This is a genomic window from Lysinibacillus sp. FSL K6-3209 (assembly GCF_037976175.1).
Classification (GTDB): Bacteria; Bacillota; Bacilli; order Bacillales_A; family Planococcaceae; genus Lysinibacillus; species Lysinibacillus sphaericus_D.
In genome coordinates this window covers 4,381,636-4,397,126 of sequence record NZ_CP150264.1, presented here as the reverse complement: position 1 = coordinate 4,397,126, position 15,491 = coordinate 4,381,636, and the positions used below count along the sequence as shown (strand labels likewise).

Here is a 15,491-nt window from a genome sequence, read left to right as displayed (position 1 = left end):
ATAAATTAAGAGGAGGATATTACTTTGGCACAAGTTCAATACATCGGCACTGGTCGCCGTAAAAGCTCTGTAGCTCGCGTACGTTTAGTACCAGGTACAGGTAAAATTGTTATCAACAAACGTGAAATCGAAGAATACGTACCATTCGCTGCATTACGTGAAGTAATTAAACAACCATTAGTAGCTACTGAAACTACAGGAAGCTATGATATCCACGTAAACGTTAACGGTGGTGGATACACTGGTCAAGCTGGAGCTGTACGTCATGGTATCGCTCGTGCTCTACTTCAAGTAGACCCAGATTTCCGTGCTGCACTTAAATCAGCTGGATTACTTACTCGTGATTCACGCATGAAAGAACGTAAAAAACCAGGTCTACGCGGCGCTCGTCGTGCACCTCAGTTCTCAAAACGTTAATCAACCGATTCTATACGTTTTCAAAACCCTTTCCCACTTTTTTGGGGGAGGGTTTTTTGTGTTTAGAAAATTGTATACAAAATTGAATTATTAAAAATATTGAAAAATATTAGCCGCCTTTAGTAAAATCTAAAAAAAGAAGAGTAGATGCTAAGAATTTAGGAATTTAAAAATTACATAGACAAAGGATGTGAAAATGTTCTTATGAATATGGAAAAGAAGCGAGACATTGCTTTTAAGTTTATTCTCGCCTACTTTATCGTTTTCATTATCTTAAAAGAAATATTTACTTTTTCAAGGCTGGTTAATTATTCCGTACCCATCATTGGAGTCCTCATCGCAGCATTTTTACGTTATAAATTGAAAGATAAAAAATCGGAATAACTTATTTAAAATTTAGAACACATCGTTAAAATCTACGTGTTGACCCTCTGTTTGGATTACGTTTATTTCTGCACTTACATTTTTCATGAATAAACAAATAGACAAGGATGTGGAAACATTCTTATGAATATGGAAAAGAAGCGAGACGTTGCTGCAAAGTGTTTACTAGTATGCTTTGTTATTTTTAATTTCTTAACTACTGAAATTTTTGCTACATCAAAACAGTTTAGATATACAGGCTACTTCATTTGTTTCCTCATTGCTTTATTTTTACGTAATAAATTTAAAGATAAAAAATCGGACTAACTTATATAAAAGTACAAAAACCATCTTTCAAAACGTTTCTAGTGTTTAAGGGTGGTTTTTGGTGTTTACATTACTTGTAATAGCGTTCTGACAACTATTATCTGAAATACATTCGAAAATGTATTAATGAAAATTTTTTTCATACAATTCTAATTATTGAAAATTATTTCTTTTTATATTATTTTAATTTTGAAAGCACTTTTATGTAATGAATGTTTAGATAGGGGGTGTATACATATGAATCTTTTGGATAGAATGCGAGATCAATTTCATTCCTTTACGGAAAAAGAACAAGTTATCGCGAGTTACATCATTCAGAGAACAAGCATACAGAATGAAAATATAACTGTATTGGCAAAAGAATTGAATACTTCACCTGCAACTATAACTCGCTTTTGTAAAAAGGTAGGCTGTAAAAGTTTTATTGAGATGAAGATGGAGTTAGAAAGAGGAGCTGCTATACACAAAAGTTTAAACAATCAACGAACATAAAAATGTATCTTAATTTGTATGGAACTTTGGCTTGGGCATTTGTCATCCGCAAATTTATGGGCATATGGTTTGAAAACAATTGTTGATGAAAGCGTTTTAATCGTCTTAAACAATCATACGAAAAAGTGAGGTTAAGCAAAATGAAAAAAATATTATTCTGCTCAATACTACTTATTTCAATTATTATAGCAGCGGGCTGTAAATCTAAAAGTGAAAGTGAAGCGACAGAATCCTCTGAAGAAGCATCAGTAGAATCCTCCGAAGAATTATCAGGAGATATTGTGATGTGGCATTCATTTACACAAGGACCTAGACTAGAAAGCATTCAAAAAACAGCAGATCAATTTATGAAGGATCATCCAAAAGTAAACATAAAAATTGAAACATTTTCATGGAATGATTTTTATACAAAATGGACAACAGGTTTAAACTCAGGAAATGTACCGGACATAAGCACAGCGCTCCCTAATCAAGTTATAGAGATGGTAAATTCAGATGCATTAATCCCGCTCAACGATACGATTGACAAAATAGGTAAAGAAAAATTCAGTAGCAATGCATTAGATGAAGCAAAAGTGCAAGACAACTACTTTTCAATACCACTGTACTCACATGCACAAGTAATGTGGGTTAGAACTGACTTATTGGAAAAATATAATTTAGAAGTGCCCAAAACTTGGGATCAATTATATGAAGCAAGTAAGAAAATGAAGGAAGACGGAGTTTATGGAGTATCTGTTCCGATGGGGACGAATGATTTTATGGCGACAAGATTCCTTAACTTTTATGTAAGAAGTGCTGGCGGAAGCTTACTAACGAAAGATTATAAAGCTGATTTAACAAGTAAGATTGCACAGGACGGTATTAAATACTGGATTAAAATGTATGAAGAAATATCCCCGAAAGACTCCTTAAACTTCAATGTTTTACAACAAGCTACGTTATTTTACCAAGGAAAAACAGCATTTGATTTCAACTCAGGTTTCCATATTGGTGGCGTTCAAGCTAATAGCCCACAATTGTTAAATTCTATTGATGCGTACCCTATTCCAAAAGTAAATGAATCTGATCCTGATTACGGGATTGAAACATCCAACGTACCTTTGGTTATTTGGAAAAACTCAAAGCACGCTGATGTCGCGAAGGCATTTTTAGAAAAGCTATTTGAAGAGGGCAACTATCTTGAGTTTTTAGATGCAACACCTGTCGGCATGTTACCAACGATTGATAATATTACAGATAATCCTGCTTATAAGGAAAATGAAATAAGAAAGCAATTTGAACATGCTGAAGAAGTAATTACTAAAGCTGTAAAAGAAGGAACAGCTATTGGCTATGAGAATGGTCCAAGTATTCAAGCGGGTATTATGACCAACCGACATATTATTGAAGAAATGTTCCAAGATATTATTTCAAATGGCACAGATCCGATGGAAGCAGCAAAAAAAGCGGAAATGAAGCTCAATGATATATTCGAAACAGTAGCTGTAAATTAGAGGGAAGTATAAGAAGGCGACGACTCAAGTGGGACAAGCAAGGAAAGAAAATCTACGGCTAAGTTAGCGAGAAAGCGGCTCTGCTTGCCCACAATCGTCTGCCGATTTCCAATAGACATGTTGGAAAGAAGTATGGAGTTGAATGTTCGTTGGACATAGTAGTCACGCAAAAGTAAAAAGTAGTTTCACTTTTTGCTTTGAAAGAAAGGAGTCAACATGCTAATAAAGAAATTTGATTACGCCCGCTGGCTATTTGTAATGCCAGCAATAATAGTTGTCGGTTTACTATTTGTCTACCCATTTTTATCTAGTATTTATTTCAGCTTTACAACGAAAAATTTATTATCATCGAACTATCAATTTGTCGGTCTTGAGAATTATAGAAAAGTATTAGCTGACCCAGATTTTTGGAACTCATTTTTTAATTCATTAAAATGGACTTTCTTTTCTTTAGTCGGTCAAGTTTTAGTTGGCTTTATTTTAGCTCTAGCTATACATAGAATAAAGCGATTTAAATGGTTATATCGAACACTGCTTATTATACCTTGGGCATTTCCAACGATAGTTATCGCCTTTTCATGGCAATGGATATTAAACGGAGTGTACGGTTATTTGCCAAATCTAATCGTCAAATTAGGATTGATGAATAATCCACCTGCATTTTTTACTGATAGTACGTGGGCGTTTGTTTGTTTAGTAGGAATCAATATTTGGTTTGGTGCACCTTTAATCATGGTGAATGTATTATCGGCATTACAAACCGTTCCGCAAGAACAATTTGAAGCGGCTAGAATTGATGGTGCTTCCTCTTGGCAAGTATTTAGGTTTATCACGTTACCCCATATTCGGGTAGTCATTGGCTTATTAGTCGTATTAAGAACAATATGGATTTTTAACAACTTCGATATTGTGTACTTACTAACAGGAGGGGGACCTTCAAATGCCACAACGACACTCCCTATCTTTGCCTATAACCTTGGTTGGGGAACACAGCTATTAGGACGTTCCTCTGCAGTAACGGTATTGCTATTTTTATTCCTTTTAACAATTTGTTTACTTTATTTCTATATTATAAGGAAATGGGAAAAGGAGTCGAAATAAAATGGTTAAAAATAAAAAAACAATTGTAAGTTCGTTTCTGTCTCATGCTTTGCTTATAATAGCTACTATTCTTGCCGTATTCCCTTTAGTATGGATTTTCCTCTCCTCGGTTAAAGGCAAAGGTGAGTTAACGCAATTCCCAACAAGATTTTTTCCAAAGGACTTTACATTAGAGTATTTTATCCACGTAATTAGAGATTTACATTTTATAGAGAATATCAAAAATAGTGTGTTAATCTCCTTAAGTACAACGGTCATTGCTATTATTATTTCCTCAACTGCAGCGTATGGAATAGTGAGATTTTTTCCGAAATTGGGTTCGATTATGTCGAAATTATTAATCACTACCTATATATTCCCACCTATATTATTAGCCATTCCATACTCTTTAGTAATGGCAACCATTGGTCTAAGTAATAGTCTAATTGGTTTAATTATCGTTTATCTATCATTTAGTGTCCCGTATGCGGTATGGCTATTAGTTGGGTTTTTTCAAACAGTACCCATTGGCATAGAAGAGTCTGCCCAGATTGATGGAGCAAATAAATTTACTATATTTTTTAGAGTTGTGTTACCTATCGTAGCTCCTGGGATTGTCGCTACGGCCATTTATACGTTTATCAATGCATGGAATGAATTTTTGTATGCCTTAATCTTAATTAATGATACTAGCAAAATGACCGTTGCAGTTGCTTTAAGATCATTAAACGGTTCGGAAATTTTGGATTGGGGAGATATGATGGCAGCTTCTGTCATCGTTGTGTTGCCATCGATTATCTTTTTCATTTTTATTCAAAATAAAATTGCAAGTGGGCTTTCGGAAGGTGCCGTTAAATAATTAGATGGAGGTGTTATATTAATGTTTAAAGTCGGAACATTTAAAATAATGATTATCGTATTATTTTTCGTTTTTAGTACTTTAGGAAGTGCTCCAGTATATGCGAAAGATAGTTCAAATCCTGCTAAATTAGTTTATCAGACAGATAATTTGGAATTGAAGAACCAAGGGAAAGATATTACGAATAATGTGAAAGACGTATTGGATAGTGAATCTACGACCATTATCATTAAGTTTAAAACCGATAATCAAAATGCATTACAAGCTTTGTTTAGCTCGTCTAATAATAATCCTTATTTTAGAAATAACTATTTTGATATTTTTATGAGAAATAACGGAGAGTTAGGAATCGAGGTAAGGGATGCGACGGAACATATTAATTATTTATTTGCTAGACCAGCATCACTATGGGGGAAGAGTAAAAATAAAACAGCATTAAATGCGATAGCATTCGTGGCAAATGCAGAAGAGAAATCGTATAAGTTATTTGCAAATGGAGATAAAATTTTAGAGGAAAACGTTTCGAACTATAAATCGTTAACGGACATTTATGGAGTAAATACGTTCTTGATTGGTGGCGTGAATCGTGAAGGGAAATTAGAGTTTGGCTTTGATGGAGAGATTTACACGTTGGCAATATACAACGGTGTACTGACTGACGATGTATTATTACATGAAACAAGCAATGCGTTAAATAAAATGATATTTACATCAGGTGATGCATCCAAGGCAAATTATTTTAGAATTCCTGCTTTGTATACATTAAATTCAGGGAGAGTCTTAGCAAGTGCAGATGCAAGATATGGGGGGACACATGATTCGAGAAGTAAAATTAATATCGTTACGTCATATAGTGATGATAATGGTAGAACGTGGACTTCCCCGAAGTTTGCATTAAAATTTGATGATTATGAAGAACAGACAATCGAATGGCCAAGAGATAATGTTCGTAAAAACATACAGATTAGCGGTAGTGCTTCATTTATAGATTCTGCATTAGTGCAAGATAAGCAGACGAATAAGGTTATTTTAATGGCCGATTTTATGCCTGCGGGGATAGGGAACCATAATGCATTAAAAAATGACTCTGGTTATAAAGAAATAAATGGGACGTATTATTTGAAGTTAAGGAAATCGAATGAATCTACTTATCATTACTCAATTAGAGAAAATGGAGTCATTTTTAATGATACGGTCAATCAGCCTACAGAATATAAAGTTGATGCCTATTACAATTTAATGAAAAATGATGATTATTTATATGTACCACAATATTCAGTGAGGTTTGATAACGATAGGCTAATCGAATATCAAAATGGAAAAAATGTCAAAATGAATATTTTTTATAAGGATTCACTCTTCAAAATCACCCCGACCAATTATCTAGGTTTTACTATAAGCGATGATTTGGGAGAAACTTGGGGCGCTCCTAAATTACTACCACCATTTAATGGTCTAAACAAAAATGCCACATATTTGAGTCCTGGACAAGGTATTGTGCTTAGCAATATGAACCGAATAATTTTTGCCACTTATACAAATAGACAGATGGTGTATTTAATTAGTGATGATCATGGTAACTCGTGGTCGCATCGCACGGCATCATTACCTTTTACTAATGCTACAGCAGAGGCGCAAATGGTAGAGCTAAGCCCAGGGGTTATTCAAACATATTTAAGAACTTCAACAGGGAAAATCGGCTATATGACAAGTACCGATTATGGTGATACATGGAGCGCAGTGCAATATCTTGAGCATGTTCAAAATCCTTTTTATGGTACGCAACTATCGATTATAAAATACTCTCAAAAGGTAAACGGCCACGATATTTTATTGATGAGTACCCCAAATTCAAAAAATGGTAGAAGAAGCGGTCAAATTTGGGTGGGTACTGTAAATGAAACAAATCATTCTGTCAATTGGCAAAAGAAATACGATGTTGATTTTAGCAACTATGGATATTCGTATTCCGCAATAACGGAATTACCGAATCAAGAAATTGGGCTTCTATATGAGAAATATGATTCATGGTCGCGCAATGAGCTGCATTTAAAGAACGTTTTAAAGTTTGAAATATTAACATTGGAAGATATATATCAATAACGATTAGGAGGGAATACTCGTGGTGAATTATGCAATAGTGGGTACTGGATACTTTGGTGCGGAATTAGGAAGGTCTATTCTAAAAAACAAGGATGCTAACATTGTTGCCATTTATGATCCAGAGAATGCTAAAGAGGTAAGTGTAGAATTAAAGGCAGAGGTTTCACCCTCTTTGGATGACTTAGTAACAAGAGAAGATGTGGATTGTGTTGTTGTAGCTTCGCCAAATTATTTGCATAAGGAGCCGGTTATGAAGGCTGCTCAAAATGGCAAACATGTATTTTGTGAAAAACCTATCGCTTTATGCTATGAAGATTGTAAAGACATGGTGGAAGCTTGTAAAAAGAATAATGTGATATTTTTTGCTGGTCATATTATGAATTTCTTCAATGGTGTGCAGTATGCAAAGAAACTAATCAATGATGGTGAAATCGGGGATATTTTGTTTTGTCATGCGGCAAGAAATGGTTGGGAAGAAAAGCAGCCTGAAGTGTCTTGGAAAAAAATAAGAGAGAAATCAGGCGGGCATTTATATCACCATATTCACGAATTAGATTGTATCCAATTTATTATGGGTGGGCACCCTCAAAAAGCAACAATGATTGGCGGAAACGTTGCTCATAAAGGTGAGTTTTTTGGAAATGAAGATGATATGATTTTTGTCAATTTAGAATTTGAGAATAAAAAGTTTGCGCTACTAGAGTGGGGTTCAGCATTTCGATATGGTGAACATTATGTTTTAATCCAAGGAACAAAGGGATACATAAAATTGGATATGTACAATGTAAAAGGAACGTTAAAGGTGGATGGCAAAGAGAAGCATTTTCTTATCCATGAAACGCAAGAAGAAGATGACGATCGGACAAGAATTTATAATAGTTCTGAAATGGACGGTGCTATCCAATATGGGAAACCAGGGAAAAGAACGCCTTTATGGCTTTCTTCTGTAATAGACAAAGAAATGAAGTACTTACATCAAGTGCTACAAGGAGCGGAAGTAAGCGAGGAATTTCAAAAACTTTTAAACGGACAAGCCGCTTTAGAAGCCATTGCAACAGCGGATGCTTGTACACTTTCAATGTTGGAAGATCGAAAAGTAGGGCTTTCGGAAATTGTAAAGTAAACAGATAGCCTCTGTGATGTCCAGCACAGGCTTTTAGTGAAATACTTGGCAGGTGTTTCTTGAAATAGATTTAACAAGGGAAAGGATGTGGAAGTTTCCTATGACTATGAAGAAGAGAAAAATTGCTACAAAGTATTTGCTCGCATGCTTCATTATTTTTTAGAAAAAGGATTATAAAGTAGAGATACTATGACAAGAGAAAAAATATTTAAAGAAATAGAGTCACTTTTATTTACAGAAGCTGAGTTTGGAGCACTTTTTGATATTCAAATCGATTATTTAAAGGAAACCGTAAGATTAGATGTGCTTAGTACAAGCAGAAAACGTATTAAAAAGACAATACTATTATTTGAGCAAGTACTTTCTTTGTACATGTGTAAGTCTGAGGATGCAGAGGGATTTCGGTTAAACGAGCTGAATGATACAGACGAAGCATTATTATCAGAAATCAGCTACCACCCATATGGCTTTGGGAAAATAAATGTGGAAACCATAAATGCCAAATTAAAAGGTATTAAAGAAATTACTTCAAATACTAATTTTTATTTTCAAGTAAACAATAAAGATTATTTCTTTATTGAAGCGAATCGTTTAGTCATCAATAATAAAGTGTTTAATAATTTGTTAGTTCCTTAAAAAACGTGAATTCTTTTAAATGAAGGAGATATTATGGAACAAGAAAAAATAATGGAGGAAACTCAAACACTACTATCGGAAGAAACAGCGTTCGGTGTGGTGACGAAAGTCGATATCGGTTATTTTGGAGAAACCGTTAAATTAGTTGTCGCTAAAAAATACAAACAAGAAGTGTTGAAAAAGGTTGTTTTCTTTGAACAAGTACTTTCCCTATACATGTGTCAGCTTGAAGATATAGAGGGATTCCGTTTAAATGACTACGATTATGGAGATGAGTTATTGCTAACAGGAATCAGTTATCATCCAGATGGCTTTGACAAAATTACAATCGAAAGTTTAGATTCTGAATTAAAAGGCATTGAAGAAATTTCATCTACTACAAATTTTAGCTTCCACATCAACAATAAAGATTATTTCTTTATAGAAGCGAATCGTTTAGTTTTTGAGGGCAAGGTTTTTAAAGATTTAATTGCTCCAGAAAATAAGCTGAGATGGGAAGATGAAAGTTAATTGTCTATAGGAAAATGCAATTGTACGCTGTAATGTAAGAAGCGCATTAGAGGCCTTCATTAATTAAATAAAAAATTTTCAAACTCTCAAGCCAATTGCTTGGGAGTTTTTTGTTTACTTTCTAGCATAGTTCCAACACGAACTTCGTACACTATAACTAAAGGGTGGTGGATATGGGTGAAGCGCTGGCTTGCACTAGGAGTAATTATGCTAATGAGTATAGTGGTCGTGGCATATGAAACGAATGCTTCGGACCGCAACTTCTTCTTACCTGACCCACTTGGTGGCACGAAAATTGTCATTGATGCGGGACATGGTGGTCAGGATGGAGGTGCTTCAAAGGGCGAAGTAATTGAAAAGGACATTACACTTGCAATTGCTCAGCACGTGGAGAAGCAATTAAAGAAGAAGGGCGCAACAGTCGTGATGACGCGTACACAGGATGGAGATGTTATTGATGAACACGCGCCATCAGAAAAATTTGGCACACTAAGGGAACGCAAAAAGCAAGATATCTTTTTAAGGAAGGATATTGTTGCAAAAGAACAGCCGAATATTTTTATTACGATTCATGCCAATGCAATTCCAGAGACAAAATGGCGTGGAGCACAGGTGTTTTATCATAAAGACGGACATGCTGATGGGGAATTGCTCGCCAATAGCATTCAGCAATCGATTCGTACGAAATTACAAAATACAGATCGTGAAGCGTTGGCAATTAAACAAATCTACTTGCTGAAAAAAGCGGAAGTACCTGCCGCATTAGTTGAGACTGGATTTATCAGTAATGATGAGGAACGTGCGCTATTAGTCGATAAAAAATATCAAGAAAAAATGGCAGATGCTATCGTTGAAGGTATTGAAGACTACTTACTTGGGAAAATTGAATAGAGCAACAGTTACTATGTAAATCAAAGCATTATGATATACTAACATTGACAGAAAATAAGGGGAGTGTTCGTCGTGATAACAGAACAACAAGTGCGAGAAATACTGGGACAACTACAAGATCCATTTTTACATAAATCATTAGCAGAAACTGACGGTATTACAAATGTGGCAATTAAAGAAGAAAAAAACCATGTCAGTGTAAAAATTGCGATTGCTAAAACTAATACGCCTGAGCAAATGCAACTTCAAATGAAGATTGTAGATGTATTAAAAGAAGCGGGTGCTAACACGGTTGGTATTCGCTTTGAAGAATTATCGGCAGAAAAATTACAAAGTTTCCGTGGTACAGCAACAGAAGCAGAAGCGCAAGATATTTTATCACCACTAAGCACAGTACAAGTGATTTCAATTGCTTCCGGGAAAGGTGGCGTAGGGAAATCTACAGTATCTGTTAACTTAGCGGTAGCGCTAGCTCGTCTAGGTAAAAAAGTAGGTTTAATTGATGCGGATATTTATGGATTCAGTGTACCGGACATGATGGGTGTTACAGATATGCCGAAGGTAGTAGACAATCGTATTTTCCCAGTTGACCGTTTTGGTGTAAAAGTAATCTCCATGGGATTCTTCGTTGAAAATAACGCACCAATCGTTTGGCGTGGACCAATGTTAGGTAAAGTATTAGATCAATTCTTCCGCGATGTAGAATGGGGCGAGTTGGACTATCTTCTATTAGACTTACCACCAGGAACAGGTGATGTAGCTTTAGACATTCATCAAATGTTACCTTCTTCAAAAGAAATTGTTGTAACTACGCCTCACCCAACAGCAGCATTTGTTGCCGCTCGTGCAGGGGCAATGGCTCTACAAACTGATCATGAAATTCTAGGTGTTATTGAAAATATGGCATGGTTTGAGTCGAAATCAGGGGAACGTGAATTTGTATTTGGTCAAGGTGGCGGTGCAAAGTTAACAGAAGAGCTACGCACAGAGCTACTTGGACAAATTCCACTTGGTCAGCCAGATTGGACAGATGAGGAATTTGCGCCTTCCGTGTATGCAGAAAAGCATCCAACAGGACAAACGTATATTAATATTGCGACGAAAATCATTCAAAAATTAAATAAATAAACAAAAAGATTTCCTCAATTTGCTGAGGAAATCTTTTTTGTTTTGTGAAGCTATTGGCCGCTCTGCTTTTTTTCTTTATCTGAGCTGCCGCCACCGTCAGCGCTAGCCTCTTTTTTGTTGCCGCTCTCAGATGAAGTACTCTCACCACTTTTTTTGATAAGCTCCAGCCATTTCGCCTGCATTAGTGGACTTTCAATCGTTTCCTTGACGACTTCCTCCATTTGCTTGCGAAGAGTAGAGGATTTTAAAATCGTCTCCATTTGCTTTTGCATATCAGGCTGACCAAAGAATGATTCCAAATCCTTTTGGTAAGTAGGATCTTTCATGAGTTCCTTCATAATATCCTGTTGCTGCTTTTGCATACTTTTAGCTACAGTTTCTTTAAATTTTGGATCTTCAAAAGTCTTTTTCCAAAAATCCTCAGCTTCTTTAGAAAGCAATGTTTCCTCTGTCGCCTTTTTTACTTCGTCATGTTCTAATATCAATAATTCACGAAAACTCGGCTCCTCTAAAAGCTGTCGCAACGCCTTTTTACCATCCTCTGTTTGTAGAGAGTCAATCATAATTTTTTTTATCTCATCATAAGACATGGTAGAGGTTTTATCTTGTGAACAGGCAGCAAGAAAAAGCGTTAAAATCAGTAATAAAGTCAATTTTCGCATGTAACATCAGCCCTTTCTATAGATAGACTCTTTCAATTATTGTTCACATTTATGATGACTTTATGTATTGCTTGCGAAGAGAAATAGCTTTTTTAACAATGCATTGTTAAAATGATTACAGATATATGAAGAAATTGGGGGACTTTGAGTTGTGACGATACGAAATTGGGCAAAGTTTTTCTTCTTTGCAATGCTCGTTGGTGGCGTAGTCAACGGAATTTTTAGTTTATTTATTCGATGGAGCTTCTTTCAACCATATGTAGCAAATGGTCAATGGGGTGAATTTTTCGCAGGGCTTTTATGGATGGTATTCCTAGGGTTTACAATGAGTGTTATTGCACAAGCAGGGTTTTTCGCCTATCTAACACTGCATCAAGTAGGTGTTAACATTTTTAGAACGCTAACGTTATGGAATTGGGTACAGCTATTATTGATCGCTGTTACCATCTTTGATATTGTGTTCTTCCGTTTTGTACCGGGTGTTAAAGATGGACAAAGCTGGGTATTCTATATGGGACTTTTAGTCGTTTTAATATTTGCATCAGTAGCAACGGCCATGCAAAAAGTGAAAATGACAGGAAAAAAACATGTTTTAGTGTCTGCATTATTTTTTATGATTGTTATTACAACATTAGAGTGGACAATCGCATTAATGGGACGTGATGAAAATATTAACGAATATGTTGCCTTATTATTATTCCCATTACTAGCTGTAAATGCATATCAATTATTAGTATTACCAAAATACAATGCAAAATCTGACGAAGATCGCCGAAAATTAGAAGAGCGTCGAAAAGCGCGCCTTAATCAAGCCAAAAATGCATAATGAATGAAAAATTGAGTAGCCTCAAAGAAAGTTGAGGCTACTTTTTTATGGGGTTTTTTTAGATTGAACAGAGTAACCGAATATATTTTCTTCTATAGACATAAATTTATTTTGTTGCAATAAAGTATTTAATGCTTTAAAAGAAACATTACTGTCTTGATGCAATGAAGTAAATAAGAAATCTCCTTTCTGTAATTGAGGCGTTTTTTCACCTTGCCAAATGAGGGACGGCGACAGAATGTTTACTTGTTTTTGAAATAAACTCTTTTGCAATTCCTGAGAATATTGATGATTTCTTGTGGCAAACCAAAGCGGAGTTGCCTTTAAATATTTTTCATAAGTATCAACGTCTTTTTGTATTAACGCAATATCTATTGGTTTTTCTACTGAATCTTCAGGACCTAATAATCCTGTAGGTAGTTTTCTCTCTTGTATCACTTTAATATGCTCCGGTGAGCGCTCAATCCATGCAGCATCTAAAAGTAGAAGCGGATAAGGTGCTTTTACGTTTTTTAACCAATCTAACAACGCGTCATCAGAAAAAGAAATTTCGACAATAAGAGAAGTACCATAATGCCCTTTTGTTACAACAGTTGGTGCATTAGCGATATTAAATACAGAAATCATCGTAGAATTTAGCGGTTTGATAAAGACAAATAATATTACTATTAAACCCAGTGATATCAACGTTTTACGAATCATAATAAAGACCCCATTTCTATATTTTTAAAACGACAAAATAACCTCTTTAAAAAAACTTATGATTTTATGTTGACTTTCATGATTAATCGATGTTATTATGTATAAGTCGCCAAGAGATGACGCGACAAACGAAACAAAATGAACCTTGAAAACTGAACAAGCAAAACGTAATCAATATAGTTTTTATTAGCTATCTTATGTTAGTGAACGAAACAAAATTTTGGACATCAAAATTGATGCCAGCAAAACAATTTGAGCTAATCAAATTTCTTTTATGGAGAGTTTGATCCTGGCTCAGGACGAACGCTGGCGGCGTGCCTAATACATGCAAGTCGAGCGAACAGAGAAGGAGCTTGCTCCTTTGACGTTAGCGGCGGACGGGTGAGTAACACGTGGGCAACCTACCCTATAGTTTGGGATAACTCCGGGAAACCGGGGCTAATACCGAATAATCTGTTGTCCCTCATGGGACAATACTGAAAGACGGTTTCGGCTGTCGCTATAGGATGGGCCCGCGGCGCATTAGCTAGTTGGTGAGGTAACGGCTCACCAAGGCGACGATGCGTAGCCGACCTGAGAGGGTGATCGGCCACACTGGGACTGAGACACGGCCCAGACTCCTACGGGAGGCAGCAGTAGGGAATCTTCCACAATGGGCGAAAGCCTGATGGAGCAACGCCGCGTGAGTGAAGAAGGATTTCGGTTCGTAAAACTCTGTTGTAAGGGAAGAACAAGTACAGTAGTAACTGGCTGTACCTTGACGGTACCTTATTAGAAAGCCACGGCTAACTACGTGCCAGCAGCCGCGGTAATACGTAGGTGGCAAGCGTTGTCCGGAATTATTGGGCGTAAAGCGCGCGCAGGTGGTTTCTTAAGTCTGATGTGAAAGCCCACGGCTCAACCGTGGAGGGTCATTGGAAACTGGGAGACTTGAGTGCAGAAGAGGATAGTGGAATTCCAAGTGTAGCGGTGAAATGCGTAGAGATTTGGAGGAACACCAGTGGCGAAGGCGACTATCTGGTCTGTAACTGACACTGAGGCGCGAAAGCGTGGGGAGCAAACAGGATTAGATACCCTGGTAGTCCACGCCGTAAACGATGAGTGCTAAGTGTTAGGGGGTTTCCGCCCCTTAGTGCTGCAGCTAACGCATTAAGCACTCCGCCTGGGGAGTACGGTCGCAAGACTGAAACTCAAAGGAATTGACGGGGGCCCGCACAAGCGGTGGAGCATGTGGTTTAATTCGAAGCAACGCGAAGAACCTTACCAGGTCTTGACATCCCGTTGACCACTGTAGAGATATGGTTTTCCCTTCGGGGACAACGGTGACAGGTGGTGCATGGTTGTCGTCAGCTCGTGTCGTGAGATGTTGGGTTAAGTCCCGCAACGAGCGCAACCCTTGATCTTAGTTGCCATCATTTAGTTGGGCACTCTAAGGTGACTGCCGGTGACAAACCGGAGGAAGGTGGGGATGACGTCAAATCATCATGCCCCTTATGACCTGGGCTACACACGTGCTACAATGGACGATACAAACGGTTGCCAACTCGCGAGAGGGAGCTAATCCGATAAAGTCGTTCTCAGTTCGGATTGTAGGCTGCAACTCGCCTACATGAAGCCGGAATCGCTAGTAATCGCGGATCAGCATGCCGCGGTGAATACGTTCCCGGGCCTTGTACACACCGCCCGTCACACCACGAGAGTTTGTAACACCCGAAGTCGGTGAGGTAACCTTTTGGAGCCAGCCGCCGAAGGTGGGATAGATGATTGGGGTGAAGTCGTAACAAGGTAGCCGTATCGGAAGGTGCGGCTGGATCACCTCCTTTCTAAGGATATTTTCGGAATACAAACCTTGGGTTTGTAAGATTACGTTTTGCGT

General features: G+C 37.0%; 14 protein-coding genes and 1 rRNA gene. 13 read left to right on the top strand and 2 right to left on the bottom strand.

Annotated features, from left to right (window positions below; all coding sequences use genetic code 11):
- Nucleotides 1-24 precede the first annotated feature (24 nt).
- The 11 genes from rpsI (at nt 25) to MHH88_RS21335 (ending at nt 11,425) form a co-directional block, all read left to right on the top strand.
- Nucleotides 25-417 carry a 30S ribosomal protein S9 gene (gene rpsI / locus MHH88_RS21385; protein ID WP_004233744.1) on the top strand — a complete coding sequence of 131 codons (393 nt, stop codon included), beginning with the start codon at nt 25-27 and terminating at the stop codon, nt 415-417.
- A gap of 927 nt (nt 418-1,344) precedes the next feature.
- The gene (locus MHH88_RS21380) at nt 1,345-1,599 is read left to right on the top strand and encodes a MurR/RpiR family transcriptional regulator (protein ID WP_024364349.1); all 255 of its coding nucleotides are present in this window, start codon (nt 1,345-1,347) and stop codon (nt 1,597-1,599) included.
- A gap of 140 nt (nt 1,600-1,739) precedes the next feature.
- A complete protein-coding gene (locus tag MHH88_RS21375) occupies nt 1,740-3,095 on the top strand; it encodes a sugar ABC transporter substrate-binding protein (protein WP_339260579.1) in 1,356 nt (451 codons plus the stop codon).
- 216 nt (nt 3,096-3,311) lie between these two features.
- Entirely contained in the window at nt 3,312-4,196 is an 885-nt protein-coding gene (locus MHH88_RS21370) for a sugar ABC transporter permease (RefSeq protein WP_069514360.1), read from the top strand.
- Between the two features lies 1 nt (nt 4,197).
- A complete protein-coding gene (locus MHH88_RS21365; RefSeq protein ID WP_339260576.1) occupies nt 4,198-5,034 on the top strand; it encodes a carbohydrate ABC transporter permease in 837 nt (278 codons plus the stop codon).
- Nucleotides 5,035-5,055: 21 nt separating this feature from the next.
- Nucleotides 5,056-7,137, top strand: coding sequence for an exo-alpha-sialidase (locus MHH88_RS21360; protein WP_339260574.1), 2,082 nt, complete (start codon nt 5,056-5,058; stop codon nt 7,135-7,137).
- A gap of 19 nt (nt 7,138-7,156) precedes the next feature.
- Entirely contained in the window at nt 7,157-8,260 is a 1,104-nt protein-coding gene (locus tag MHH88_RS21355) for a Gfo/Idh/MocA family oxidoreductase (protein WP_339260572.1), read from the top strand.
- Between the two features lie 189 nt (nt 8,261-8,449).
- Nucleotides 8,450-8,896: a hypothetical protein gene (locus MHH88_RS21350; RefSeq protein WP_339260570.1), complete on the top strand. Its 447-nt coding sequence runs from the start codon at nt 8,450-8,452 to the stop codon at nt 8,894-8,896.
- Nucleotides 8,897-8,929: 33 nt separating this feature from the next.
- On the top strand, nt 8,930-9,406 hold the full coding sequence (locus MHH88_RS21345) for a hypothetical protein (protein ID WP_339260568.1): 477 nt from the start codon (nt 8,930-8,932) through the stop codon (nt 9,404-9,406).
- A gap of 177 nt (nt 9,407-9,583) precedes the next feature.
- A complete protein-coding gene (locus MHH88_RS21340) occupies nt 9,584-10,297 on the top strand; it encodes an N-acetylmuramoyl-L-alanine amidase (RefSeq protein WP_024364341.1) in 714 nt (237 codons plus the stop codon).
- A 72-nt stretch (nt 10,298-10,369) separates the two neighbouring features.
- A complete protein-coding gene (locus tag MHH88_RS21335; RefSeq protein ID WP_024364340.1) occupies nt 10,370-11,425 on the top strand; it encodes a P-loop NTPase in 1,056 nt (351 codons plus the stop codon).
- 50 nt (nt 11,426-11,475) lie between these two features.
- Here the strand turns inward: MHH88_RS21335 and gerD are convergent, their stop codons facing one another.
- Nucleotides 11,476-12,087 carry a spore germination lipoprotein GerD gene (gene gerD, locus MHH88_RS21330; protein WP_024364339.1) on the bottom strand — a complete coding sequence of 204 codons (612 nt, stop codon included), beginning with the start codon at nt 12,085-12,087 and terminating at the stop codon, nt 11,476-11,478.
- A 151-nt stretch (nt 12,088-12,238) separates the two neighbouring features.
- Here gerD and MHH88_RS21325 point away from each other — a divergent pair, with 151 nt between their 5' ends.
- The gene (locus tag MHH88_RS21325) at nt 12,239-12,913 is read left to right on the top strand and encodes a KinB-signaling pathway activation protein (protein WP_069514376.1); all 675 of its coding nucleotides are present in this window, start codon (nt 12,239-12,241) and stop codon (nt 12,911-12,913) included.
- Nucleotides 12,914-12,958: 45 nt separating this feature from the next.
- Here MHH88_RS21325 and MHH88_RS21320 read toward each other — a convergent pair whose 3' ends face one another.
- On the bottom strand, nt 12,959-13,615 hold the full coding sequence (locus MHH88_RS21320) for a hypothetical protein (protein WP_339260564.1): 657 nt from the start codon (nt 13,613-13,615) through the stop codon (nt 12,959-12,961).
- Nucleotides 13,616-13,886: 271 nt separating this feature from the next.
- Here MHH88_RS21320 and MHH88_RS21315 point away from each other — a divergent pair.
- Nucleotides 13,887-15,438, top strand: a 16S ribosomal RNA gene (locus MHH88_RS21315).
- Nucleotides 15,439-15,491: the final 53 nt, after the last annotated feature.

Coding starts and splice junctions, on each gene's coding strand:
- gerD (WP_024364339.1), bottom strand. CDS start 12,087: ATGCGAAAATTGACTTTATTACTGATTTTAACGCTTTTTCTTGCTGCC.
- MHH88_RS21320 (WP_339260564.1), bottom strand. CDS start 13,615: ATGATTCGTAAAACGTTGATATCACTGGGTTTAATAGTAATATTATTT.
- MHH88_RS21360 (WP_339260574.1), top strand. CDS start 5,056: ATGTTTAAAGTCGGAACATTTAAAATAATGATTATCGTATTATTTTTC.
- MHH88_RS21365 (WP_339260576.1), top strand. CDS start 4,198: ATGGTTAAAAATAAAAAAACAATTGTAAGTTCGTTTCTGTCTCATGCT.
- MHH88_RS21370 (WP_069514360.1), top strand. CDS start 3,312: ATGCTAATAAAGAAATTTGATTACGCCCGCTGGCTATTTGTAATGCCA.
- MHH88_RS21345 (WP_339260568.1), top strand. CDS start 8,930: ATGGAACAAGAAAAAATAATGGAGGAAACTCAAACACTACTATCGGAA.
- MHH88_RS21375 (WP_339260579.1), top strand. CDS start 1,740: ATGAAAAAAATATTATTCTGCTCAATACTACTTATTTCAATTATTATA.
- MHH88_RS21380 (WP_024364349.1), top strand. CDS start 1,345: ATGAATCTTTTGGATAGAATGCGAGATCAATTTCATTCCTTTACGGAA.
- MHH88_RS21350 (WP_339260570.1), top strand. CDS start 8,450: ATGACAAGAGAAAAAATATTTAAAGAAATAGAGTCACTTTTATTTACA.